The organism is Flavobacterium granuli, assembly GCF_900129705.1.
Classification (GTDB): Bacteria; Bacteroidota; Bacteroidia; order Flavobacteriales; family Flavobacteriaceae; genus Flavobacterium; species Flavobacterium granuli.
Map to the genome: position 1 here is coordinate 86824 of NZ_FQWO01000005.1, position 25350 is coordinate 112173.

Annotated in this window: 23 protein-coding genes; 13 read left to right on the plus strand and 10 right to left on the minus strand. The window is 35.1% G+C overall.

Annotation, left to right across the window (positions count from 1 at the left end):
• Positions 1-6: 6 nt before the first annotated feature.
• From BUB25_RS08520 to BUB25_RS08535, 4 genes are all read left to right on the plus strand, one after another.
• Positions 7-435, plus strand: a complete 429-nt coding sequence (locus BUB25_RS08520; protein WP_072942998.1) for a 3-hydroxyacyl-ACP dehydratase FabZ family protein — start codon at positions 7-9, stop codon at positions 433-435.
• 88 nt (positions 436-523) lie between these two features.
• Positions 524-1798 carry a beta-ketoacyl-[acyl-carrier-protein] synthase family protein gene (locus BUB25_RS08525; RefSeq protein ID WP_072943000.1) on the plus strand — a complete coding sequence of 425 codons (1275 nt, stop codon included), beginning with the start codon at positions 524-526 and terminating at the stop codon, positions 1796-1798.
• Between the two features lie 10 nt (positions 1799-1808).
• The gene (locus BUB25_RS08530) at positions 1809-2063 is read left to right on the plus strand and encodes an acyl carrier protein (RefSeq protein ID WP_072943002.1); all 255 of its coding nucleotides are present in this window, start codon (positions 1809-1811) and stop codon (positions 2061-2063) included.
• Positions 2060-2563: a 4'-phosphopantetheinyl transferase family protein gene (locus BUB25_RS08535; RefSeq protein ID WP_072943004.1), complete on the plus strand. Its 504-nt coding sequence runs from the start codon at positions 2060-2062 to the stop codon at positions 2561-2563. Before BUB25_RS08530 ends, BUB25_RS08535 begins: the two co-directional genes overlap by 4 nt.
• Here BUB25_RS08535 and BUB25_RS08540 read toward each other — a convergent pair.
• The 6 genes from BUB25_RS08540 to BUB25_RS08565 form a co-directional block, all read right to left on the minus strand.
• The gene (locus BUB25_RS08540; protein WP_072943015.1) at positions 2549-3145 is read right to left on the minus strand and encodes a 3'-5' exonuclease; all 597 of its coding nucleotides are present in this window, start codon (positions 3143-3145) and stop codon (positions 2549-2551) included. The two genes, BUB25_RS08535 and BUB25_RS08540, sit on opposite strands and share 15 nt — an antisense overlap.
• 2 nt (positions 3146-3147) lie before the next feature.
• The gene (locus BUB25_RS08545) at positions 3148-5064 is read right to left on the minus strand and encodes a DUF294 nucleotidyltransferase-like domain-containing protein (protein ID WP_072943017.1); all 1917 of its coding nucleotides are present in this window, start codon (positions 5062-5064) and stop codon (positions 3148-3150) included.
• 345 nt (positions 5065-5409) lie between these two features.
• A complete protein-coding gene (fucP, locus tag BUB25_RS08550) occupies positions 5410-6732 on the minus strand; it encodes an L-fucose:H+ symporter permease (RefSeq protein ID WP_072943019.1) in 1323 nt (440 codons plus the stop codon).
• 16 nt (positions 6733-6748) lie between these two features.
• Positions 6749-7687: a carbohydrate kinase family protein gene (locus tag BUB25_RS08555; protein WP_072943352.1), complete on the minus strand. Its 939-nt coding sequence runs from the start codon at positions 7685-7687 to the stop codon at positions 6749-6751.
• A gap of 53 nt (positions 7688-7740) precedes the next feature.
• Positions 7741-8595 (minus strand): sugar phosphate isomerase/epimerase family protein, encoded by an 855-nt coding sequence (locus BUB25_RS08560; protein WP_072943021.1) that lies wholly within the window; start codon positions 8593-8595, stop codon positions 7741-7743.
• A gap of 43 nt (positions 8596-8638) precedes the next feature.
• The gene (locus BUB25_RS08565; protein WP_072943023.1) at positions 8639-10021 is read right to left on the minus strand and encodes a carbohydrate porin; all 1383 of its coding nucleotides are present in this window, start codon (positions 10019-10021) and stop codon (positions 8639-8641) included.
• Positions 10022-10487: 466 nt separating this feature from the next.
• On the opposite strand from BUB25_RS08565, the gene BUB25_RS08570 reads away from it, so the two are divergent.
• Together BUB25_RS08570 and BUB25_RS08575 are read left to right on the plus strand one after the other, a co-directional pair.
• Positions 10488-11222 carry an NUDIX hydrolase gene (locus BUB25_RS08570; RefSeq protein WP_072943025.1) on the plus strand — a complete coding sequence of 245 codons (735 nt, stop codon included), beginning with the start codon at positions 10488-10490 and terminating at the stop codon, positions 11220-11222.
• Positions 11223-11336: 114 nt separating this feature from the next.
• Positions 11337-12548: a multidrug effflux MFS transporter gene (locus BUB25_RS08575; RefSeq protein WP_394336301.1), complete on the plus strand. Its 1212-nt coding sequence runs from the start codon at positions 11337-11339 to the stop codon at positions 12546-12548.
• 84 nt (positions 12549-12632) lie between these two features.
• Here the strand turns inward: BUB25_RS08575 and BUB25_RS08580 are convergent, their stop codons facing one another.
• From BUB25_RS08580 to BUB25_RS08595, 4 genes are all read right to left on the minus strand, one after another.
• The gene (locus tag BUB25_RS08580) at positions 12633-13919 is read right to left on the minus strand and encodes an NAD(P)/FAD-dependent oxidoreductase (protein ID WP_072943027.1); all 1287 of its coding nucleotides are present in this window, start codon (positions 13917-13919) and stop codon (positions 12633-12635) included.
• Positions 13920-14130: 211 nt separating this feature from the next.
• The gene (locus BUB25_RS08585) at positions 14131-15468 is read right to left on the minus strand and encodes a DEAD/DEAH box helicase (protein ID WP_072943030.1); all 1338 of its coding nucleotides are present in this window, start codon (positions 15466-15468) and stop codon (positions 14131-14133) included.
• A 102-nt stretch (positions 15469-15570) separates the two neighbouring features.
• Entirely contained in the window at positions 15571-17115 is a 1545-nt protein-coding gene (locus tag BUB25_RS08590; RefSeq protein ID WP_072943032.1) for a DEAD/DEAH box helicase, read from the minus strand.
• A gap of 104 nt (positions 17116-17219) precedes the next feature.
• Positions 17220-17747, minus strand: a complete 528-nt coding sequence (locus tag BUB25_RS08595; RefSeq protein WP_072943034.1) for a DUF6155 family protein — start codon at positions 17745-17747, stop codon at positions 17220-17222.
• 387 nt (positions 17748-18134) lie between these two features.
• Here BUB25_RS08595 and BUB25_RS08600 point away from each other — a divergent pair, with 387 nt between their 5' ends.
• Genes BUB25_RS08600 through BUB25_RS08630 form a run of 7 tightly spaced genes read left to right on the plus strand, consistent with a single transcriptional unit; the run spans position 18135 to position 25343 of the window.
• Positions 18135-18695 carry a gluconate 2-dehydrogenase subunit 3 family protein gene (locus BUB25_RS08600; protein ID WP_072943037.1) on the plus strand — a complete coding sequence of 187 codons (561 nt, stop codon included), beginning with the start codon at positions 18135-18137 and terminating at the stop codon, positions 18693-18695.
• A 53-nt stretch (positions 18696-18748) separates the two neighbouring features.
• Positions 18749-20452, plus strand: a complete 1704-nt coding sequence (locus BUB25_RS08605; RefSeq protein ID WP_072943039.1) for a GMC oxidoreductase — start codon at positions 18749-18751, stop codon at positions 20450-20452.
• Between the two features lie 12 nt (positions 20453-20464).
• Complete coding sequence (locus BUB25_RS08610) at positions 20465-21619, plus strand: Gfo/Idh/MocA family protein (RefSeq protein ID WP_072943041.1); 1155 nt, start codon at positions 20465-20467, stop codon at positions 21617-21619.
• Between the two features lie 9 nt (positions 21620-21628).
• Positions 21629-22681 (plus strand): sugar phosphate isomerase/epimerase family protein, encoded by a 1053-nt coding sequence (locus BUB25_RS08615; protein WP_072943060.1) that lies wholly within the window; start codon positions 21629-21631, stop codon positions 22679-22681.
• An 18-nt stretch (positions 22682-22699) separates the two neighbouring features.
• Complete coding sequence (locus BUB25_RS08620) at positions 22700-23065, plus strand: c-type cytochrome (protein WP_072943062.1); 366 nt, start codon at positions 22700-22702, stop codon at positions 23063-23065.
• A gap of 57 nt (positions 23066-23122) precedes the next feature.
• The gene (locus BUB25_RS08625) at positions 23123-24580 is read left to right on the plus strand and encodes a Gfo/Idh/MocA family protein (protein WP_072943357.1); all 1458 of its coding nucleotides are present in this window, start codon (positions 23123-23125) and stop codon (positions 24578-24580) included.
• A gap of 37 nt (positions 24581-24617) precedes the next feature.
• Entirely contained in the window at positions 24618-25343 is a 726-nt protein-coding gene (locus tag BUB25_RS08630; protein WP_072943064.1) for a 3-keto-disaccharide hydrolase, read from the plus strand.
• Positions 25344-25350 lie beyond the last annotated feature (7 nt).

Consider the following 25350-nt stretch of genomic DNA (forward strand, 5'->3'; position numbering starts at 1 on the left):
GTAAGTATGAAAAGCGAAGAAATTATATCAAAACTACCGTATTCTAAACCCTTTTTGTTCGTCGACGAAATAATTGAAATCAATGAAAATAGAGTAGTAGGGAGTTATACTTTTGATGAAAATTCAGATTTTTACAAAGGGCATTTCAAAGATAAACCGATTACACCAGGTGTACTATTGATCGAAGTCATGGCGCAAATAGGCTTGGTTTGTTTGGGGATTTTTTTATCGAATGATAACTTTAATAAAAACACCTCAATTGCCTTAACATCAACTGATATTGAATTTATAAATTCAGTTTTTCCCAATGAAAAAGTATTTGTTATTTCGGAAAAAATATACTTCAGATTTGGAAAGTTAAAATGCAAAGTACTGATGAAAAATGAACAGGGAATCGAAGTCTGTAAGGGAACAATAGCCGGAATGATTATTTGAGGAAAAGAGTTGAAATAAGAACAGAAAGCAAAGAATATAGAATTATAGAGCGTATTTAAAAAATATTTTTCTGGTTCAAAATATATAAATGGGAAGAAGAGTGGTAATAACGGGACTTGGAATTGTAGCGCCAAATGGAGTAGGGCTCGATGCGTTTACGCATGCCATCAAGAATGGAATTTCAGGAATCAAACGGGATCCTGAACTGGAACGTTTGCAGTTTTCCTGTCAGATTTCGGGAAAGCCTGTAATTACAGACGAATTGACATTGCAATATTTTTCTGAATTAGAATTAAGAGGTTTCAATTCGACAGGGATTTTATACGGAGTTATCGCAGGAATAGATGCTTGGAAAGATGCCGGATTAAGTACGGAAATCAATGAAGAACCTGACTGGGACAGCGGAACTATTTTTGGGACTGGAACTTCAGGAATCGAAAAATTTCGTGAAAGCATCTATAAAATTGATGATTTTCAAACCCGCAGGCTAGGAAGTACAGCCGTAGCACAAACGATGAATAGCGGTGTTAGCGCTTATTTAGGTGGAAAATTAGGTTTGGGAAATCAGGTCTCATCAAATTCCTCTGCCTGTACCACAGGTACCGAAAGTATTTTAATGGCTTTTGAAAGAATTAAATCAGGTCAGGCAAAACGGATTTTGGCGGGAAGCACCAGCGATTCGGGCCCTTATATTTGGGGTGGTTTTGACGCTATGCGAGTATGTACTTTCAAGCATAATGAATCACCAGAAAAAGGATCCAGACCCATGAGTGCGAGCGCATCCGGATTTGTACCGGGAAGTGGTGCGGGCGCATTGGTTTTAGAAGACTTAGAAAGTGCTTTGGCGCGTGGAGCTAGAATTTATGGCGAAATTTTAGGTGGAAATATAAATTCAGGAGGTCAACGCGGTTTGGGAACGATGACGGCTCCAAATCCGATTGCGGTTCAAAAATGCATCAAAGATGCCTTGGTAAATGCGAAGATTCATCCGGATGCAGTAGATGTAATAAACGGACATTTAACAGCTACATCTAAAGATAGTTTAGAGATAGAAAACTGGAGTAAAGCTTTAAATAGAAATGGAATTCATTTTCCTTATATTAATTCTTTAAAATCGATGGTAGGGCATTGTTTGTCAGCAGCCGGAAGTGTTGAAAGTGTCGCTTCAATATTGCAGTTGCATCAGGGATTTATTTTCCCCAATATTAATGCTGAGGATTTGCATCCTGAAATCACAAATACTATCGATGAATCCAGAATCCCGAGACAATTGATCGAAAAGGAATCCAATATTATTGTTAAAGCCAGTTTTGGTTTTGGTGATGTCAACGGCTGTGTCGTTTTTAAAAAATATACCGACTAAAATAAATGATATGAATCAAGAAGAAATTTTAGAAAAATTAAAGAACATTGTAAAACCTTTTGTAAACAATCAAGAAGCTTTGGATAATTTTACAGAAAGCACGGATTTTATTACAGATTTGAATATCAATTCGGCTAATTTAGTTGATGTGATTTTGGATGTTGAAGATGTTTTTGGAATTCAAATTGATAATGAATCCATGGAAAAAATGATCGATGTAAAATCGACTCTAGCTATAATTGCATTAAAACTATCCGAAAGATGATTGGGAATGATATTGTAGATTTGGCCTCAGCCCGAAAAGAAAGTAACTGGCAACGACCTCGTTTCCTGGAAAAAATTTTCACAGACTATGAACAGCAGTTAATTTTAGAAGCCGAAAATCCAGAAATTATGGTTTGGAATCTCTGGAGCAGGAAAGAAGCAGCTTATAAAATCTACAATCGGGAGACTGGAATTAGGGCATTTATGCCACTTGAGTTGACGTGTTTTTATGAAAATGATTCTTTGGGTTGGGTGGTTTGTCAAGGAAAAACTTATCCTACCAGAACTAGTATTTTGAATGACAAAATACACAGCATAGCGGTTCTTAAAAAGGAATTTTTTAACCAAATTCAGCTAATTAGTCCCATCAAAAATATCCAAAAAATAAACGGAATCCCTTTTTTGGTTGATCGTTCAGGGACTATTTTGAGGCCAGTTTCTATCAGCCATCATGGACGTTATAGTGCTTGTATCGCTATACATAAATTATTTAATACCTAATCTTGATTTTAATTTCAAGAATAACAAGGCTGTTCTATAAGCATCTTCAGAAGAAGAATTCCGATCGCTTATAGGTATTTTGTAAATTTGGGATAATTCATCCAGTGAAAATTGCTTATCCGTAATATCATGTAATTTTCGATGCATGATATCAATATCCAAAGCTTCATTTTTTAATCGGCCACATCCTAGTCGTTCTAGAGCGGCATTGAACATTTCAACATCAAAATCAACATGATGGCCAACTAATACAGCATTTTCGATGAATTCAATGAAGGCTTTTATGGCTTCGGGCTCACTCAATTTTGGCAGCTTACTTTCGATAATAAATTCATTAGAGAGCTGGTTGTCATGAAGGTATTTGTATTGTAATAAAACGGCTTCAAAACTATCGCTAATAAGAATACTGTCATTAACAACCGCAAAGGCTGAAATGGAGAGAAGAACATCGTTGTGAGGGTTTAAGCCCGTCTTTTCAGTGGATAAAATGACATAGCGCTTTGATTTAGAACCAAACTTGGATATGTAAGTTTTCCAAAATTCTGGATGTTCCTTGTTGATGTGTTTTAACCAGTCCAACATAATTATGAAAATTGAGTCAATTGAAATTTATTCTTTATTAATTCTTCCAATTCCTTCATTGGGGCAAGCGCATTTTTCAATTTTTCCTTGTCAATTTTTGACATTTCTTCCAGATTGATATATTGACCAGAATCATCATTTTTCAATCCTTCCAATGTTCTAAATTTTGATAAAGTTAGAAACGCTTCGGCACAATTGAGATAAATTTCGGAATGCTTTGGATCCGTTATTGCTAATTGTTTAAATCGAAGATAAGTATTGTTGATTCCAATTAAGTCATAGCTTAAAGCAAATAAACGGGCACTATCTACCAGAGGCATTAAAGCGCGTGTTTTTATATCAAAGAAGTCTTTGTAAATACCTTCTTCTTCAACAATAAATTTCTTAAAAAAGCTCAAAGGAGAATTCTTTCTTAACGCATCATTTCCTAAAAAATCAAAAAACAGAGTATTGTTTTTAGCATTTCTGAAAACAACATTAGTAATTGCATCTTCAATTTTTTGTTCTCCAATGACAAGCTCATAATCAAAGAAAATACTGCTGAGTTCATTGCTGTTTTCACCTGGAGTATTCATCCAGGCATCGTATTGTTTTACCCAATCTGTCAGGGATTTACACCAAAGCATATTGCTTCCCATATGTCCGTTTGGACACAATTCATAGCCTACTTTTTCAAGAGTTAAAGTTGTCTTTTTCCCTAATTTAAGGAAATAATCCTTTACTTCTCTATATTTTTCGGCGGCAACATCTTCAAAAATCAAGATACTATCTTGGTCTGTAAGCAATAATTGTTCTTTTCTTCCTTGACTTCCAATGCTTAACCAAGCAAATCGAGCAGGAGGTGAGCCTAAATCTAAAATGGAGAGCTCGACTGCTCGCTTTATTATGGCAAAGTTTATCTCACTTGCAATATTATTGATATGGGTAAGCGGTATATTTTTAAATATTGAATTTTGGATTAAATCAGCCAATCGCAAACGAATTTGCTTCAGTTCTTTTGAACTTTGGGAGCGTTTTATTTCTTTAATCAAAACTCCAGGATTGTTGGCTTGGGCGATCACCAAATCATGCTCAGAAATTACTCCTTTGATAACAGATTTATTTGTCCCATCTTGGGTAACACACAAATGGGTCACGTTATTTTTGAGCATAAGCAATTGGGCTTCCGCCAATGAAACATTTTCAATAACCGTTATTATTGGTGTTGACATGATTGTATCTACAGAGACGGTATTTGTGTATCTTCCAGTAGCAATTTTTGAAGACATATCAGTGTGAGTAACCATCCCAATAGGCATATTGTTTTCGCAGACAATCGCGCTATTCAATAAAGTTTCGGCCATTAACTGGGCAACATCTTTAACAATTGCGTCTGCAGTAACCACTATTGGATTGCTATTATAGCTTAAAGCTTGAAAAAACTGCATTTCTGCCTTTTGATCAGAGTAAAATACCGTATCCGAAATAATACTTTTACCCAGGTTTTGGCTGGTTTTAGTTTGTTGTGAGTTTGCTGCAAAATTCTCCAATAGAAAATCCAAAACAGCAGCGTTATTTGCTACAAATGGTCTAAATACAGCAATTGGAATAGCATAAACAATACTTTCTTCGCGCGCTTTTGCGGTCATCATATAGTTATTCTTAGCAAAAAACGGACGCAAGCCAAAAATAGCACCTTCGTGGCATTTACTCAAAATAGTTTCTTCGGCATCTGCAATGGCGTACAAGTTGATAAGTCCTGAGTTTACCATATAAAAACAATCATGCAAAGGATCATTGATTTGGAACAAGGTCTTGTTTTTTTCTAAATTTAATACACGAATATTCGCTGCAATTTCAGAAAGTTCTTGAAATGTCAATTGATCAAATGGAGCGTATTCTTTTAAAAAATCAGCAATGTGTTCCGCAATTGTATTCATAGGTTTTTCTTAATTTACAAAACAAAATTAAGGAATTAAACATTTATAATTCATTACTATTTGTTGTAAAATTGTTGTTTTATAAAAAAGGTTTTTTCTATTTTTTTCTGTAATGATTTTTAGATCCTTTTAATATAATACAAAGCCTTGATTCAGAATAGAAGCCATTTATGGACATGAACAATGAAATAGCAAATAAGTGTTTTTTAATAAATCCTATTTTACATAATATAAATTATAGTTCATTTTTTATTAGTTGATTTTATTAGTTGATTTTATTAGTTGATTTTATAATTGGATTTTTAACTTAAATTTTAAATAAGAACTGCTTTTATAAAATAATGATTAGTTTTTAGAATGATGGTATGAAGTATATCCATAAAGTGTAACTATTGCTAAACAGATTAACGGCAAAATAAACGAAAAATTCACTTCAGGAATAAATCCGAAAATTTTTAAATCTGAAAATCCAGGTCCGCCCCAATCCAAAACACTTGCTTGCAACAATGGCATTAATGCACCACCTACAATAGCCATAACCAAACCTGAAGAACCAATTTTAGCTTCATCTCCCATATCTTTTAAAGCAATTCCGTAAATGGTTGGGAACATAATAGACATAAAAATTGAAATCGAAATTAAGGAAATTAAACCAGGAATTCCTTGTAATACTATCGCTCCAGCTGTACAAAGCATTCCTCCAATACCAAAATATACTAGCATTTTTGAAGGATTAATAGTTTTCATCATCGCTGTACCAATCCATCTTCCTGTTAAAAACAATAACATTGCTGCAATATTATAGTTTGTTGCAGTGATATTTAGCCCATAGGTATGATTGATATTATCAACATATTGGTACATAAAAGTCCAACACAAGATTTGAGCACCTACGTAAAATGCTTGGGCAATAACTCCATTTTTATAATTTTTGTTGGCCAATAATTTTTTGAATGATTCAGATAGCGACATTTTTTCTTCATAAACTGTTTTTGGCATTTTTGTAAAAATGATAATAATCAATATGGCTAATACAAAAATTCCTAATCCGATATAAGGAATACTAATAATATTTAAATCGTGTTCTCTAATCGATGCTAATTTATCCGATGACAAGGCTTTGAATGCTTCTGGCGTATAACTGTTTGATTTTATGGTTCCGATAATCAATTGCTGTGCTAAAACTAATCCTGTTATGGCTCCAATTGGGTTAAATGCTTGTGCTAAATTTAAACGTTGCGTTGCTGTTTTGTTATCACCTAAGAATAGAATCAAAGGATTTGATGTTGTTTCAAGAAAAGCTAAACCACAAGTAATTACCCAAAGTGATACAAGAAAAAAAGTATAATTTTGATAATGAGCTGCTGGATAAAACAAAAAAGCTCCTGTCGCATACAAAATAAGGCCTAATATAATTCCTGATTTGTAGCTGTATTTTCTAATGAATAATGCCGCTGGAAAAGCCATAAAAAAGTAACCGAAATAAAACGCCATCTGAACAAATGATGCTTGTAAATTGGAAAGTTCCGGCATTACCTTTTTAAAAGTAGATACCATTGGTGCCGTTAATTCATTGGCAATTCCCCAAAGAGCAAATAATATAGTTATTATTATAAATTGAAAAACGTATTCTTTACTGACTACAGGTATTTTTTTGGATAGATTCATTGTTAGCTTGGTTTAATTAGTTTTGAATAGTTACTGATTCCTTGATTTTAGGTTCTATTTTGTCAAATCCGGATAAAAAATCATCTATTTCAGATGGAGAAATAACTGGGTTTGCTCCTTCATTTTGGGCGACAATTGCCCCAACGGCACTGGCAAAATTAATCGCGTATTGTGGGTCTTCTCCGTTCAGTAACATTATAATTAAGGAAGCCAAAAAAGAATCCCCGGAACCCACGGTATCAACAACATTTACTTTGAATCCGCAATTATGATAAAAAGTATCATTACAATATAAAACTGCTCCATGAGATCCTAAAGTAACACAAACCGTATCAGTATTGGTTTCCTTTGCAATGAATTTAATATTTTGCTCCAATGACTTTTTATTCGAATTTAAATCCTCGCAAATTTCATTTAACTCATCGTCATTAAACTTAATAAAATCAGCTGCTTGCAATAAATCCAAAACATTTTTCTTGGTATAATGTGGCACTCTTAAATTCACATCAAATATTTTATATTTTGCAACAGCTAAAAGTTGCTCCAATGTATTTCTGGAAACTGAATCTCTTGAAGACAAACTTCCGTAGACAAAAAAATCTGCTTTTTCAACAATTGAAATATTCTCGTTTGAAGTTTCAATTTTGTCCCAAGCCGAAGGATAATTGATGTCATACGATGCATTTCCTTTTTCATTCAAAATAACGTTCACTAAACCTGTAGGATAAATATCCTTTACCTGAATAGCATCCGTTTTAATATCTGCTTTTTTTAAATAATCAACCAATATTTTTCCGTTAGCATCATTTCCTACAGCACTTATCATAGCAACCTCTGCTCCTAGCGAATTTAATCTTGAAGCTACATTTAGTGGCGCTCCACCAATTTTTTTGTGTTCCAAGAAAACATCAAAAAGGATTTCTCCAAAACAAACACCGTTTAATTTCTTTTTCATTTTTTTGTGATTTTGTAAAAAAAGCATTGAATAATTACTTTTTTTAGGTTTAATTATAGTTGATTAGTATACCATTTTTCGACCATCTTCCTCATAAAAGCAAGACTGCCTTTAGCAAGATCTTCCGAGTTGTATTTAGAAAGTCTCCACAAGGAAGTTGGGCCAACTAATGCTGTGATTTCGGAAGAAAAATTCTCCAAAACTAGCGGACCTTGATAGTTAATGGCTGCCAAAGCTTTGAAAAAATCATCCCAATGAACATTTCCTTCGCCGGTCATACCGCGATCACTTTCCGTTATATGTACATGTTTCAAACGATTTCCTGCACGAATAATGGGATCATAGAAATTTAGTTCTTCAATATTCATGTGGAAAGTATCCAGATGTAATCCTATGTTAGGTTTTCCAATAGATTCAATCATATCCAAAACTTCATCAGCTGCCGTGAATACATAACTTTCGTACCGATTAATAGGTTCAGGAGCAATGATGATATTAAGTTTATTGGCGTAATCAGCAACTTCGGTAAATACTTGTTGAATGATTATCCTTTCTTCTTTGGTACATGGATTTCCGGTAAATGTTCCAATGGCAGAATGTAAGACCCCTCCTAAAAAATCACCTTCCATTTCAGCTACTTTATCAAGAGCTGATTTTATTATTGATGTGGCTTGTTCAGGATATAAAGGAATGTGACAGTTTGCGGGTAAATTCAGCGAACAACGAGCTGCAATACCATTATCGGCTAGTAGTTTTTTTGTTGTTTTTGCATCGAAATCTAATGAACTTGGCAAGATAATTTCAAGCATATCAAAACCATATTCAGCAGTTTTTTCTATTGCATATTGTCCTCCTTCGGAACTCCATCCGGGGATAAATGACAAAATTGTTGTTCCAAAAATTGGCATATCTATATAATTTAAGAATTTATTTGTGATTGAACGAGTTGGTTTAAAATAGCCACCATTCTGTTTTTACTCCAATAAAAGAGCCCCAACGTTTTTGATTCACTTGTAAAAAAGGCGAATAGTTATTATTTTTAGCGTAATCATTATAGTGTGCTAACGTGCAAACAAGGCGAATGTGAGGACGGCTCCAAGGATCTTTTTTTCCTAATGGAACAATGGTGGGAACAAAAGAAAATTTCCACATATTGGCTTCTGGATTATCACCATCTTTTCGTACGGCATAATGCACTTCTTCAATCAAGTGCAACCACTTCGTTACATAATAGAAACTTCTGAAACCAACTACGAAATCTGTTTTTTGATTGTACAACTGATTTCCGTTGAAATATTCGTCCTTATTTGTATTGGCAGAACCACCTTTGCTTTTTGTGAAAACGCCATATACGTTGATACTGAATTTTTGCGAGAGATTTAGCAGAAAATGTTCCACCATGGTAAAGGAATACGCATTTGTATATTTTCCTTCAGAATCTGGCGCTCCATAAGTTGCCCAAGTAAAAGTGTTTCCGTTATCGCCTCCATTTGCAATTCCGGAGCCGTATCGAACAGAAAGTTGATTGAATGAACCTGGTAAAGCAGTTTTGAACTGATTATTGTATTTAATTCCAGCGACCCAGCCGTTATCGGATGGATAATTTTTAGAAGCATTTTTTGAATTGGTAGAAACATAATGAAACTCACCCAAAAGTTTGATTACATTATCGTTTTTCAAGTGCAAACTGTGCTCTCCAATCCAAACCATGCGTTGGCGAATAGCAGGATTTGTTGCGCCTGCAACTGTTACTTCATAATTATAAGGATAGACATTTGTTGAATCAGCAGAAGCGGGCATCAACATCGTCAGTTCTGTATTTTTATGGCTTACGCCAAAACCTTGCGCGGAATGATCGTCAAAATAAAAATAATCACTGATATGAATGTCATCATAGCGACGAAAACGAGACCCTGCCCACGCAGACCATTTACTTCCCATGATATTTCTGGCTTCAATATAAGCTTCGGGAAGAATAAATGTCAGCCCATTATTAGAACGGGAACTTACATTTCCCACAAACTGACCATTGGCAGAATACATTCCCAAACGCATTTGGAACGTTACGTTTGTACTGTCTTTACCGTCAATTTTTGGAGAAAAGTGTATTGCAGGTAATATATCGATATAGTCTGTTTGTTCTAAACGTCCGCCTAATGATCCTTGACCGGAAAGATTCAAAGGTTTCCACATGTTTCCTTCACCATTTGGCGAAAGCCCAACCCCGATTCGCCCCGTTGACCCTAATGAAAAATTAGAATTAGTTATAACCACCTGTGAATAAATTGGTATGAACAGTATTGAAAATAAGAATATAAAAAGTGCTTTTTGCATAGAAGTTTTATTTTAAAAAAGGCTCAAATAAGTTTTTGGTGGTTTTATATCTTATGAACGGTAACTTTATATAATTAAATTTTGTTTTTTTTTTGCTCTTAATATATCAAATACTCAAATGGATTTCAGGTCTAAAATTTGGTTTTACAAATAGTATTATAGCTTTTTAATATTAAGCGTCATTTTGAATATTATTTTTCAAATGTATTATTTTTTTTTTAATTAGCAATAAAAAAAACTTGATAATTATCTATATTTAACAAATATCAGCATGTTTGTATACTTTTTTAATAAATAAGTATTAATTTATTGTAAATAACATATAACGTAATAATGACATTTAATTATGAAAATAAACCGTATTTCGAAAATATATAATTATAAATAAATCATTAGTTTTGTAGTAGGAAAAGATCCTGCATAACATTACCTCTTTCAAAAATTATTTATATTCTCACTCTTTATTATGTCTAAAATAATTCCAAATATATCTGTAGACTGTGTCGTTTTTGGGTTTGACACCAATACAAAATCACTTAACGTATTATTAATAAAACGCTATTTAGAATCTGAGGATGATGACGAACCGTTGGTTAATGATTATGTTCTTACGGGCTACCATACATTTGAGCAGGAAACTATAGATGAAACTGCTACCAGAGTTTTGAAGGAATTAACAGGACTTGATAATGTCTATAAAAAACAATTTAAAGTTTTTGGAGATCCAAATCGTTTGATGAATGAAAAAGATATTATTTGGGCCCAAAACGAAAATTTTAATCAGCGAACCATAACAATTGCTTATTATTTTTTGGTAAAAACACATGAAGTTGATTTAGAAAATAATATCCATCATCCACAATGGTTCCCAGTAAATGACTTGCCAGAATTAGGTTTTGACCATAGGGATATTATCAATGAAGCCTATGCTGATTTAAAAGAAAAAGCGTTGTACAAACCTATTATTTTTGAGCTTTTACCAGATAAATTCACTTTTAATGAATTGCAGGATACTTATGAATCTATACTGGGAAATGAAATGGATAATCGTAATTTCAGGAGAAAACTGCTAACTAAAAAGTATATTATTGCTCTTGATGAAAAGCAAGTTGGCGTTTCAAAAAGACCTTCGCAACTCTTTATGTTTAGTAAAGATGTTTACCAAAAAACATACAAAGAGAGTTACTTAATAAATATTTAGAACGCTATTTGAAAACATAGAAAAAGGCATCAGTGTTTTTTATCTTGTATTGCTTGACAAATCATTTAGATTGGCATCTTAAATATCTACCTTTGCAAAAAAAATAAAATAATTTTGAATACAAACAATAATATAAGCAAATCTAGATATTTTAAACTAATCCTGATTCTAGGTTCTCTAACAGCTCTGGGACCATTTTCAATCGATATGTATTTACCGGGATTTTCAGGAATTGCTACGGATTTAAACACCACAGTTGCCGAAGTTGCCATGACTTTGTCTAGCTATTTTATAGGAATTTCTGCAGGACAATTGCTTTACGGTCCATTGTTAGACCGTTTTGGCAGAAAAAAACCTTTATTTATTGGATTATTGGTTTATATATTGGCTTCTTTGGGTTGCATATTTGTCAATGACATTGATACTTTTATAGGTTTACGATTTATACAAGCAGTAGGTAGTTGCGCGGCAACTGTAGCATCCATTTCTATGGTTCGAGATCTATTTCCGGTACGAGATATTCCAAAAGTTATGTCGTATTTAATGCTTGTCGTTGGGCTTTCGCCAATGTTAGCGCCAACAGTTGGCGGTTATATTACCGAAGCTTTTGGTTGGCATGCTGTTTTTTTTATTTTAATGTGCATTGGAATTCTGATTCTTTTAGCGGCTCATTTTGGTTTACCACACACTCACAAACCCGATACTTCAATTTCGCTAAAACCAAAGCCTATTATTCTTAATTTTTGGAGTGTTATCAAAGAACCTCAGTTCTTTACCTATGCTTTAACCGGAGCAATCTCATTTTCAGGCCTGTTTACTTATGTTGCGGCTTCACCTATTTTATTTATGCATATTTTTGAAGTAGATGCAAAAACTTATGGTTGGATTTTTGCCTTTATGTCTTTGAGTTTAATAAGCGGTAGCCAGCTTAATTCTTTATTGTTAAGGAAATTTAGTAGTGAACAGATGATTTTTGGCGCATTGATTACACAATCAGTAATTAGTGTTATTTTCCTTATTTTGTCTTTGAATGATGTATTAGGCTTATATGAAACAATTGGAATGCTATTTTTATTTCTGTCTTGTTTAGGAGTTGCTAATCCAAATACTGCTGGGCTTACTCTTGCTCCTTTTTCCAAAAATGCCGGAAGTGCTTCGTCTTTAATGGGAGCTATTCAACTTGGATTGGGTGCTACGGCATCATTTGCAGTAGGGATTTTTCTGGAAGATTCTATGATCCCTATGACCGTAATCATGATGGTGTCAACTGTTTTGGCTTTTATTGTTTTGAATATTGGCAGGCGTCGCATTAAAATTAAATACTAGACTTTGAATCTATTTTTCAAATAAAATAAGCTACTCCATAGAAATTTTATTTTTCTATAGAGTAGCCATGCTATTATTTTGAAATTAACAAAGGGTTTCTTTGTCTGTTAAACTTTGTTTGCTGTCCGGTCTAATAATCATTCGTAACGATTGATCTTTTGAAAAATAGGCAATTGTCCAATTGTAGAGTGTTTGCAATCTGTTGCGGTAGGTTATTAATGAAACCAAATGAACAAATAGCCAAATCATCCAAGCCAAAAGGCCTTTGAAGTGCCAATTGGGTTTAGGTAAGTCGACAACCGCTTTCTTTTTTCCAATGATAGCCATTGCACCTTTGTCATGATATTTAAAAGGGCTCAAAGGACTATTTTTATTGATAGCCTTAAAGTTTTTAGCGAGATTTATTCCTTGCTGAATTGCTACTTGAGCCACCTGCGGATGTCCTTCAGGGAAATTTTTATCGGTAAGCTGAATACAAGTATCCCCAATGGCATAAATATTTTCGGTTCCATTAATCTTATTGAAAGCATCGGTAGCCATTCTTTTTCCTCGACCATAGCTCTCGCTTGGAATTCCTTCAAATGTTTTAGCAGAAACCCCTGCTGCCCAAATTAGATTTTTAGTTTGTATACTTTCGCCGTTTGACATGAAAACAGTGTCATCTACATAATCCACTACTCTACTGTTCAATTTCACTACAACACCTAGTTTCGTTAGCGCTTCCAATGTATCTTCTTGTGAGGCTTTACTCATTGGGGACAACAAAGCGTCAGAACCATCAATTAAATAAATATTGCTGGCTGTGGTACTGAGTTCAGGATATTCTTTACGGAATATGTTTTTTCTCATTTCGGCAAACATACCTGAAACTTCAACACCTGTTGGACCACCGCCAACAACAACAATAGTTAGCAGTTTTCTGCGTTTTCGGGTATTCTTACAAATGGAAGCTTTCTCTAAATTTTTCAATACGGTATTGCGCATCTCAATGGCATCATTGAGCGTTTTCATGGGAATCGCATTTTCCTTTACGTTTTCCATACCGAAATAACTGGTTTCGGCTCCCGTGGCAAAAACCAAATAATCGTAATCTAATTCTCCGTTATTGAGCACCACTTTATTCTCAGACGGGATAACTTTTAGCACTTCACCCAAACGGAATTGAAGGTTTTTTTTACCTGCAAAAAATTTACGAAAGGGATAGCTGATGCTCGACGGTTCTAAAAAAGCGGTAGCAACTTGATATATTAGTGGCGGAAAGAAATTATAATTATTTTTATCAACCAGTGTAACCTGGATTCCTTCTTGGTTTAACAACTCTTTAGCAAGATTAAGTCCAGCAAATCCACCTCCAATGATTACAATATTCATATAATGTTATTTAATAATTTTAATAAAAAAATAGCCTCCATAAACTTACAAAATTTATAAGAACCACTAAAAAAAAAGAACTATTAAAAAAGGGTTAAACTTTCGCTTATTGAAGTGTTTGATCTTTTTTTTTGAATTTGAAATAAAAAAAACATTGCTTTACTTTTTCAAGCGTTTGCAATGTTTTATCGTTTGTAATCCAAAAATGGCTTTACTTCTTTTTTTGTCTTTTAATCGTTTTTTCTACAGGTTCATTTTTGTTTTGCAACAAATAATTAGCTAGCAATTTTTCAATCAATTCCTCTTTAGTCAAATGATGAAAAACGGTTTTTATTTTAGTTTTCAATTCCACATCCACCTCATGGTTGGGTTTGGTTTTGAATATTTGTTTGGCCCATAAAAGAGTATTATTTTCTTCGATACTCAAGGCGCTTGGTTTTTTGAATTCAGTGAATTGAATTCCCAGCTCTTTTTCAAAATCAGCAATTTCTACCACTTCTTCCGGCTGTAATACAGTCAACGAAAGGCCCTTTGCTCCCGCTCTTGCCGTTCTTCCGCTACGATGAACATAGGCTTCGTACACATCGGGTAAATGGTAATTCACTACATAAGAAATTTCTTTTACATCAATTCCTCTTGCAGCCAAATCAGTAGCTACTAATATATTGATATGTCCCTCTCGGAATTGTTCCATGATGCGGTCTCTGATTCCCTGTGATAAACTTCCGTGCAAGGCACCGGAAGAAAAACGGTTAATGGCCAGATTTTTAGCCAGTTTATTAACCGCAGCTTTGGTCTTGCAAAAAATAATTCCGCGTTCGCCTTCTTTTGAATTCAGAAAATGCATCAAAACGTCCAGTTTTTCAATAGGATCCACCACAATATATTCATGGTCAATTCCTTGATTCCCTATGGTTTCCATGCTGGCACTAACTTGTACCACGTTTTTATGTAAGTAATTTTGAACCAATTGTTTTATGGCTCCTGGCATAGTAGCCGAAAACAATAATGTTTTGTGTTCCTTAGGCAATTCGGCAACAATTTCATCCAAGCTTTCTTTTAGGATAGTTACCATTTCATCGGCTTCATCGAGCACGAGGAATTTAGTTTCCTTTAGATTAATTGCTTTGCGCTGGATTAAATCAATCAAACGTCCCGGAGTAGCTACCACAATATGAGTTGGAGATGTCAAGCGTTCTATTTGCGGTTTTATTGGGATTCCACCGCAAGTAGCTGCTATAGAAACTTCAGGAAGGTATTTTGCAAAATCTTCCAGATTTCTAAAAATTTGATGTCCCAGTTCTCGTGTAGGAACCAGTATTACAGCTTGAACTGTAGGTAATGTAGTGTCTATTAATTGTAAAATAGGTAATCCAAAAGCAGCCGTTTTTCCAGTTCCTGTTTTGGCAAGACCTACTAAATCAGTAGTATTAGCTAAAAGTAGCGGGATTGTCTTTTGTTGGATTTCTGTTGGCACAACAATTTCCAATTCGGTAATCGCTTTTAGTATGGGTGCCGAAATTCCTAAATCAGTGAATTGTTTTGACATGTTTTGGATTTATTATTTTATAAAAATAGTTGTTTTGCATTGCGATTTTTTAATCCTGATGATTCCGATTGCTCTCAAAATTATCAGGATTAGCATTTTATATTATTCCTCATCAGGTTCGTTCATGATTTTCTCACGATACTTTTTCCCAATTAGCAAGGTCATTTTTAATTTGTAATCATCAATAAGCCATTCGCGGTAGTTTTTACTGCATTGGCTCAAACATTTAGAATAGCGCTTAATACGACAATCAATGTCGTTGTCTAATTCCTTGGACAAGGATTTAGCTTCCTGCAAAGTTTCAGTATTGTCAACACACATGGCAGCGTGTTGTTCTAATGATTTATCCAAAACTACTTTGGAACGCAAGTTTTGTTTAATGATTAGCTTGTGTTCTTCGTCTACATCAAAGGTTACATCGGCTGTTTTACTGAATTTGGCTCGCAATTCAGGAGGCATACTGTATTTAAAATACATTTCAATCTCAGTATCATCACGCAAGTTTTCTAAATAGAATTCAGGCGATTTGAAAATGTGCTGCCAGTTTACAGGTTCACTCCACAATCCAAAACGCGCAGCATTATTCCCTAAATCAATCACAGTAAAATGGTCTTTATTAGGTAGTTTTCTCGAACCGCGGCCAATCATTTGATAGTATAGCGTCAACGATTTTGTAGCTCTATTCAAAATAATGGTTTCTACAGTAGGTTCATCAAAACCAGTTGTCAAAATCCCAACTGAGGTTAAAATAGCATCAGGCGTATGTTTGAACCAATGTAAAATATCTTTTCGTTCTTCGTTACTGCTGGTGTTGTCTAAATGTCGAATAGCATAACCTGCTTCTCTAAAAGTTTCATAAACATATAAAGAAGTATTGATTCCGTTATTGAAAATCAATGTTTTCTTGCCCAATGATTTTTCAGTGTAGGCATGCAATAATTTCTCTTGCATGGCCATATTGGTATACAAATCATCCGAAGATTTTACAGTATAATCACCATTTATTCCCACTTTAAGCGAAGTTAGACCTACATCATAACTATAAGTAGTTGCCTTGGCCAAAAATCCGTTTTCAATCAAAGAACTGATGGTGTCGCCTACAATTAATTCATTGTAGCTTTCATTCATCGGTAACTTGATATTAGAGCTCAGAGGAGTTGCTGTAACGCCCAGGATAAATGAATTAGCAAATGAGCTTAATAATTTTCTAAAAGAATTGTAATGTGCCTCATCTATAATAACTAAACCTACATTGTCTAATTGCAGTTTATCATCATTGATACGGTTTTTTAATGTTTCAACCATCGCCACAAAGCAAGAATATTCATTTTGATCGGGAAATTCTTTGACTTTACTGTTGATTATTTTATTCTTTACGCCAAAACCTTTCAACATCTTAGAGGTTTGTTTGCATAACTCAATTCTGTGCGTCAAAACAACCACCTTCTTGTCGTGTTGTGACAAATAACGGCGTACGATTTCTGAAAATATCACTGTTTTCCCTCCGCCTGTAGGCAATTGGTAAAGCAGATGATGATTTTGCGGAGCATTATCTATGCGTTCAAATATCGCATCAATGTCTCCTTGTTGATAAGCATAAAGTTCTTTTCTGTCTTCTTTTTCTATTTCTATAGTATTTTCAAACATTGTTTTTTGTTGGATTTTTGCAAAAATACACCTAAAAAACAGTTATTCCGTCATAATTAGTTTAAAATATCGGGAGCGATTAAATAAAATTGAATTATAGCGGTTTAGTATTCGAGTCGTTCTACTATTGTTTTAAACTCGGATTCGTTCTTCCATTTTTGTTCAAAAGCTTCATTTTGAATAGATTTTAACCTGGATTTAAAATCGGATAAAATGCCATTGGCAACTAAATATTGAGTTGCCTGTTCGAAAGAATTCAGCATGCTTTTAAAAAATAAGTCCTGTTTTATCGCATGTCCGGCAGAGAAAGTTTGTGCAATTTCGATATTGTAAAGCATCAAATCAGCAATTACAAATGGGTCTACACCCAAAACCATGAAATGCTTGATATACTTTTGAGCAACAGATCGACGCATCTTTGGCTTTTTAGCTCTACCACTGGTTTTTAAAGGAAAATATTCATTTGAAATCTTGATTTTAGATTCTAATAAAAGAGTATTTTCCTTAGGATTAAATACAAAGTCATAAAATACTTTTACAGGACTGAATTTTTCATACAATTCGATGATTTGTTCTTCGAGTTGTTCTTTACTGAGTTCCTTGACGTATTTTTTTAAATCCCTCTTGCTCATAATTTAAATGTAAAGGATGCAAAAGTAAATTAGTTTTTGCAGGAATGTTTTAAAATTACCTGCTAATATTTTTTAAAACAGTTGTTTTTATAGCTTTTTGTTGCAAATAAGTTTTACTAAAACGTTTTATTATAGCTAAAAACTGATAAAAAAATCATTATTGTCATTTTAATTGAATCAATGTAATTGCATTAACTATTATTTTGAATGACATTCGACGGTAACTATTGCAATTTATACAATATATTCTTTAATAAATATATAATATTCAATTAACATTTCATTTTAACACTAAAATTAAATAATTGTTTGTTTTTATTTATTATTGTAATGATATAATAATTATTAAATATTCATTTTTAGTTGATATTATTAATAAAATAAGTAATGGATAGACGTAAAGCACTTAAAAACGTAGCCTTTTTGCTAGGAACTGCAATTTCTTCGAGTACAATCGGGGTTTTGTTTGAAAATTTTGGAACCTATGAAGGAGAAAAAAATCAAATTTCTTTTTCTGCTAAGGAGGAAGAAATTCTAGCCGAATTTGCAGATATTATTATTCCAACGACAAAATCTTCGCTGGGAGCAAAAGCCGCCGGTGTGGGTGATTTTATTCCAATGATGGTTAGGGATTGTTATCCTGCCAATTTGCAACTTCTTTTTGCTTCAGGGATGAAAGAAATGTTGTCAAAATGCCAAAAAGATTTCAATAAGGATTTTCTTTCTCTGTCTGGCGAAGAGCGTCACAAACTGATGACTGATTTAACTGCTGAGGCAATTGCTGGTGGCAAGAAGCCTTCCTTTTTTATGATTGCCAGAGACTTAACTTTATTGGGGTATTTTTCCTCTGAAATTGGTTGTACTCAAGCCCGTGAATACCTTCCTATTCCAGGAAAGTATGATGGAAATGTAGATTATAAGCCAGGGCAAAAAGCTTGGGCTACTTAATAATTTAAGATCCAATTGCTAATTTTTATTACGAACCTTTAAATGAAACAAAAGTGAATATAAACTCTAATTTAAAAAAACAAAATACCTACGATGCTATTGTCGTTGGCTCAGGAATAAGTGGTGGTTGGGCAGCAAAGGAACTCACCGAAAAAGGTTTAAAGGTTTTGATGCTCGAAAGAGGAATGAATATAGAGCATATAAAAGACTATGATTCAGCAATGAAAGCTCCTTGGGAGATTGAACATGCAGGAAGACTAACGCAGGAACAAAAAAGAACACACCCCGTTCAGAGTAGAGATTATCCGTATAATGAAGCTACTGAAAAATGGTGGGTAAATGACTTAGAATGCCCTTATACCGAGGACAAACGTTTTGACTGGTACCGAGGTTTTCATGTAGGAGGAAAATCATTAATGTGGGGACGTCAAAGTTACCGCTTCAGCGAACATAATTTTGAAGATAATGCCAAAGACGGTCATGGAAATGATTGGCCTATTCGCTATAAAGACATTGCTCCTTGGTACGATTATGTTGAGAAATTTGCTGGAATCAGCGGACAAGTTGAAAATTGGCCTCTGTTACCTGACGGTAAATTCTTGCCCCCTATGGAGATGAACTGCGTTGAAAAATCAGTGAAAGAACGATTAGAAAAACATTATAACAATACCCGTTTAATGACTATTGGCCGTACGGCAAATTTAACTGTACCTCATAATGGAAGAGGTAGTTGCCAGTACAGAAATTTATGCAGTCGCGGTTGTCCCTTTGGCGCTTATTTCAGTACACAGTCGGCGACTTTACCCGCTGCTATGGCAACCAAAAGACTAACGGTAAGACCTTATTCTATTGTAAATCACATCATTTACGATAAAGACACAAAAAAGGCAAAAGGAGTCATGGTTATTGATGCTGAAACGAATGAAACAATGGAATTTTATGCTAAAATCGTTTTTGTAAACGGTTCTACTTTAGGCTCGACCTTTATATTATTGAACTCGACATCCGATGCGCATCCTAATGGCTTAGGAAATGCAAGCGGTCAATTGGGACATAATTTAATGGATCATCATTTCCGTTGTGGAGCCGAAGGAACTGCTGAAGGTTTTGAAGATAAATATACTTATGGCAGACGAGCCAACGGAATTTATATTCCAAGGTATCAGAATGTGGGCAGTGATAAAAGAGATTATTTGAGAGGTTTTGGTTATCAAGGAGGTGCCAGCAGAGGCGCTTGGCATAAAGAAGTTGCTGAATTGGCTTTTGGAGAAAATTTCAAAGAGACCTTGTCACTTCCGGCTAACAGCTGGAGTATGGGATTGGGTGGTTTTGGAGAAATGCTGCCTTATTATGAAAACAGAGTTTACATCGACCACAGCAAAAAAGATAAATGGGGTCAGCCTGTATTGGCAATTGATTGCGAATACAAAGAAAACGAAGCAAAGATGCGTGAAGATATGATGTATGATGCTGCAGAAATGCTGGAAGCCGCTGGAATAAAAAACGTAAGAACCTATGATAATGATTGTTATCCGGGAATGGCCATACATGAAATGGGAACGGCAAGGATGGGAAATGATCCCAAAGATTCTGTTTTAAACAAATGGAATCAAATGCATGAAGTCAGTAATGTATTTGTTACAGATGGTTCCTGTATGCCTTCAATCGCTTGTCAAAATCCTTCGTTGACTTTTATGGCTTTAACGGCAAGAGCTTGTGATTATGCTGTAAAAGAATTAAAAAAAGGAACTATTTAACGCCCAAAAGAGATGAGAAAATTGAAGATGGGCATGATTGGCGGAGGTAAAAATGCTTTTATAGGTTCCGTTCATCGCATTGCTGCCAACATTGACGGCTTAATCGAATTGCATTGTGGGGCTTTTAGCTCGAATCCTGAACTCTCCAAAGAATCCGGTAGAGAATTATTCCTTCCAATGGAGAAATGTTATGGCTCTTTTGAAGAGATGATTTTGACCGAGAGTAAACTTCCACAACAACAGCGAATGGATTTTTTGACTATTGTTACTCCAAATTTTGCACATTTCGCTCCCACCATGCTGGCTTTAAACAATGGTTTTCATGTTGTGATTGACAAACCCATGACCTTAAGCCTTGACCAAGCCAAACAATTGCAACAAAAAGTAAAAGAAACAGGACTTATTTTGTGTCTCACACATACCTACTCTGCTTATCCGATGGTAAAGCAAGCCCGAAAAATGATAGCGGACAATGCCTTAGGAAAAATTAGAAAAGTCATGGTCGAATATCCGCAAGGCTGGTTAAGTCGTTTATATGAAAGTGAAGGCAATAAACAGGCTCTCTGGCGAACTGACCCAACAAAAAGTGGAATTAGTGGCTGTATGGGAGACATAGGAACTCATGCTGCCCAATTGGCAGAGTATATGTCGGGTTTAAAGATTTCGAAATTATGTGCTGATATCAATATTGTGGTTGAAGGGCGGCAATTAGATGATGACGGAAATGTATTATTGAAATTTAATAATGGAGCCAACGGGGTTTTGGTAGCCACGCAAATAGCCACCGGAGAAGAAAATAGCTTAAAAATTAGAATTTACGGTGAAAAAGGAGGCTTAGAATGGCATCAGATGGAGCCCAATAGTCTTTTAGTAAAATGGCCTGATGCTCCAGCGCAAATTTACAGAACCGGAAATGATTATTTATCGAATGTAGCCCGTTTTAATACAAGAATACCAAGCGGTCATCCCGAAGGTTATTTAGAAGCCTTCGCTAATTTATATCGAAATTTTGCTTTGACCTTGTCATCTTTATTACAAGGAAAAACGCCAACGGAAGAAATGCTCGATTTTCCCTCGGTTGACGATGGCGTTCGGGGAATGGCTTTTATAGAGCATGTAATTGCTTCAGGTAAATCAGATCAAAAATGGTTTGATTTTAAAATTTAAATACTAAAAATGACAACAATACAAGGACCAGCGGTTTTTTTAGCGCAGTTTATAGATGAAAAACCGCCTTTCAATTCATTGGAAGGAATATGTAAATGGGCTGCTGATTTAGGTTTCAAAGGGATTCAAATGCCAACCTTGGATACCCGTTTTATTGATTTGCAAAAAGCAGCTCAGAGCAAGACTTATGCTGACGAACTGACTGGCATTGTGGATTCTTTTGGACTAAAAATCACTGAATTATCTACTCATTTGCAAGGTCAGTTAGTGGCGGTTCATCCTACTTATAATGATTTTTTTGACGCCTTTGCTCCAAAAGAAGTTCAAGGGAATCCAAAAGCGAGACAGGAATGGGCAGTACAACAATTAAAATATGCGGCCAAAGCATCTCATAATTTAGGGTTGAATGCGCATGCCACATTTAGCGGTTCTTTACTTTGGCAATATTTTCATCCTTGGCCACAGCGACCTCCCGGTTTGATTGAAGATGGATTTGCAGAACTGGCAAAACGTTGGTTGCCTATTTTGAACGAATTTGATGATTCCGGAGTTGATCTTTGTTATGAAATTCACCCTGGTGAAGATCTGTTTGACGGAGAAACCTATGAAATGTTTTTGAAAGCTGTCAACAATCATTCAAGGGCTTGTATTTTGTATGATCCCTCCCATTTCGTCTTGCAACAACTGGATTATATCCAATACATTGATTTTTATCATGAACGAATTAGAGCATTCCATGTTAAGGATGCCGAGTTTAATCCAACAGGTAAGCAAGGTACTTTTGGAGGATACCAAAGTTGGCTTAATCGCGCCGGGCGTTATCGTTCTCCTGGTGACGGACAGGTTGATTTTAAAACTATTTTCAGTAAACTGGCACAATATAATTATAAAGGTTGGGCCGTAATGGAATGGGAATGTTGTCTGAAAAATCAAGAAGATGGTGCGCGGGAAGGTGCCGAATTTATAAAGAAACATATTATAAAAGTCACCGACAAGGCCTTTGACGATTTTGCGGCTATTGAAGTGAATCAGAATTTTAATAAGAAGAATTTAGGAATATAATTTTAAACCCATTTTAAAATGAAATATTTAGTATTAGGAATTGTAATGATTGGTTTGAGCTCTTTTACGATAATGACACCAGAAGTAAAATATACCAAAGTTGAAACAGTATCGACCAACATGCAAACTTCTCCTGGAGAAAAGTTAATCGCTAAATCCGATTGCGTTGGTTGTCATAAATTGGATAAAAAACTCATAGGCCCCTCCTATTTAGAAATTGCTAATAAATATCCTGCAAATGAGAAAACTGTTTCTTATTTGTCTGATAAAATCATCAAAGGCGGTTCAGGGGTTTGGGGAACAATCCCTATGGGAGCACATGCGTCGATGAAAAAAGACGAAGCTAAAACAATCGTACAATACATTATGTCCTTAAAAAAATAATCCATCTGATTCCATAGTTGCATTAATTATATGACTAACCAAACTCTGAAACCATCAATGAATAAAGAAGAGAAAATTACTAAAGAGACAAATAACCGCCGTGATTTTATAAAAACAACAGCTATTGCTGCTGCAGCATTTATGATTGTTCCCCGTCATGTTTTGGGAAGAGGTTTTGTGGCACCAAGTGATCGCTTACTGATCGCTGGTATTGGTGTTGGAGGAAAAGGTCAGTCTGATATTGCTATGTTTGCAAAAAGTGGAAAAGCTGACATTGCTTTTTTATGTGATGTAGATAGCCGCAGAGCAGTAAGAAGTGTAAATGCGTTTCCGAAAGCAAAATTTTACAAAGATTGGCGAGAAATGTTAGATAAAGAGCATAAAAATTTTGATGCCGTTTCGGTTTCGACTCCAGATCATAATCATGCTATTCAAACATTGGCAGCCATGCAATTAGGGAAACATGTTTATGTTCAAAAACCACTTACACATGATATTTATGAGGCTCGTATTTTGACTCAGGCAGCCAAAAAATACAAGGTGGTTACCCAAATGGGAAACCAAGGTTCCTCGAATGATGGTACCCGAATCATGAAAGAATGGTACGAAGCAGGCTTGATAGGCGATGTTCATACTGTTAAAGCTTGGACAGATCGTCCGGTTTGGCCACAAGGGATTCCTTGGCCTACAAAAGCAGCAGAAATTCCTAAAGAATTAGACTGGGATTTATGGTTAGGAACTGCTCCTCAAAAGAATTATGTAGATAAATTGGTTCCGTTCAACTGGCGCGGATGGTGGGATTATGGTACTGGCGCTCTTGGGGACATGGGATGTCATTTGATCGAAACCCCATTTAGCATATTAAATTTGAAGTATGCCAAGGATGTACAGTGCAGTGTGGGATCAGTATATGTTGATGAATTTAAAAGAGGCTATTTCCCGGATAGTTGTCCTCCATCGAGCCATGTGACTTTGACTTTTCCCAAAACGGATAAAACTAAAGGCGATGTAACATTGCATTGGATGGATGGCGGTATACAGCCCGAGCGTCCCTCAGAATTGGAACCAAATGAAATTTTTGGTGACGGTGGCAATGGAACTTTATTTATTGGAACCAAAGGTAAAATGATGTGTGACACCTACGGTCTAAATCCTCGATTACTTCCCTTAAGTCGAAATGAAAACCTCAAAGTAGCTCAAAAATATCCACGTGTAAAAGATGGTGCAGAAGGCCATTACAATCAGTGGGTAGAAGCTTCTATTGCGGGCTATGGCAAGCTGGAAGTAAGTTCACCTTTTGAAATTGCGGGTCCTTTGACCGAAGCTTTATTAATGGCAAATTTGGCCATTAGAGGATATGATATCCACAAAGAAATACTGGGTGAAGATGTTTATCCAGGCCGATCGGCAAAATTGCTTTGGGATAATGAAAACATGAAAATTACCAATTTTGATGATGTCAACCAGTTTGTGAAACGCAACTATCGCGAAGGATGGGCAAATCTTACTTTATAAACACAACCATACCATTTGATAATTTAAACGTATAAAAATGATTAAAAATATTTGCACCACATTAATGTTAGTGGCTTTACTACAAACAGCCAACGCTCAAAAAGGATTTAAACCATTATTTGACGGAACAACCACCACCGGATGGCATACTTACGGGAAAACCACCGTTGGAAATGCTTGGAAAGTAGAAGCCGATGGAGTTTTACATTTTGATCCAACTGCAGCCAAAAATGGCCAAGGTGGAGATCTTGTAACCGATCAAGAGTACACCAATTTCCATTTGAAATTAGAATGGAAAGTAGCTCCAAAAGCCAATAGCGGGATAATTTTTTATGTAAATGAAGATTTGAATAAATATCCTAATACTTATTCTACAGGTTTAGAAATGCAGGTTTTGGATAATGACGGGCACCCTGACGGGAAAATAACCAAACATGCCGCAGGTGATTTATACGATTTAATCAAGAGCTCTTCTGCTGCAGCTAAACCCGTGGGAGAATGGAATACTGCCGAGGTAGTTTGTAAATTCGGTAAGCTAACCTTAGTTTTAAACGGTGTATTTGTAGTCGAAACTACTCTTTGGGATGATAATTATAAATCGCTGTTGGCAGGAAGTAAATTCGCTACATGGAAAGATTTTGGGACTTTTAAAACAGGAAAAATTGCCTTACAGGATCATGGAGATCACGTATGGTATAGAAATATTAAGATTAAAGAATGGAATACCATGGACATAACCACAGGATGTGAAAACGGGATGTAGTATAACG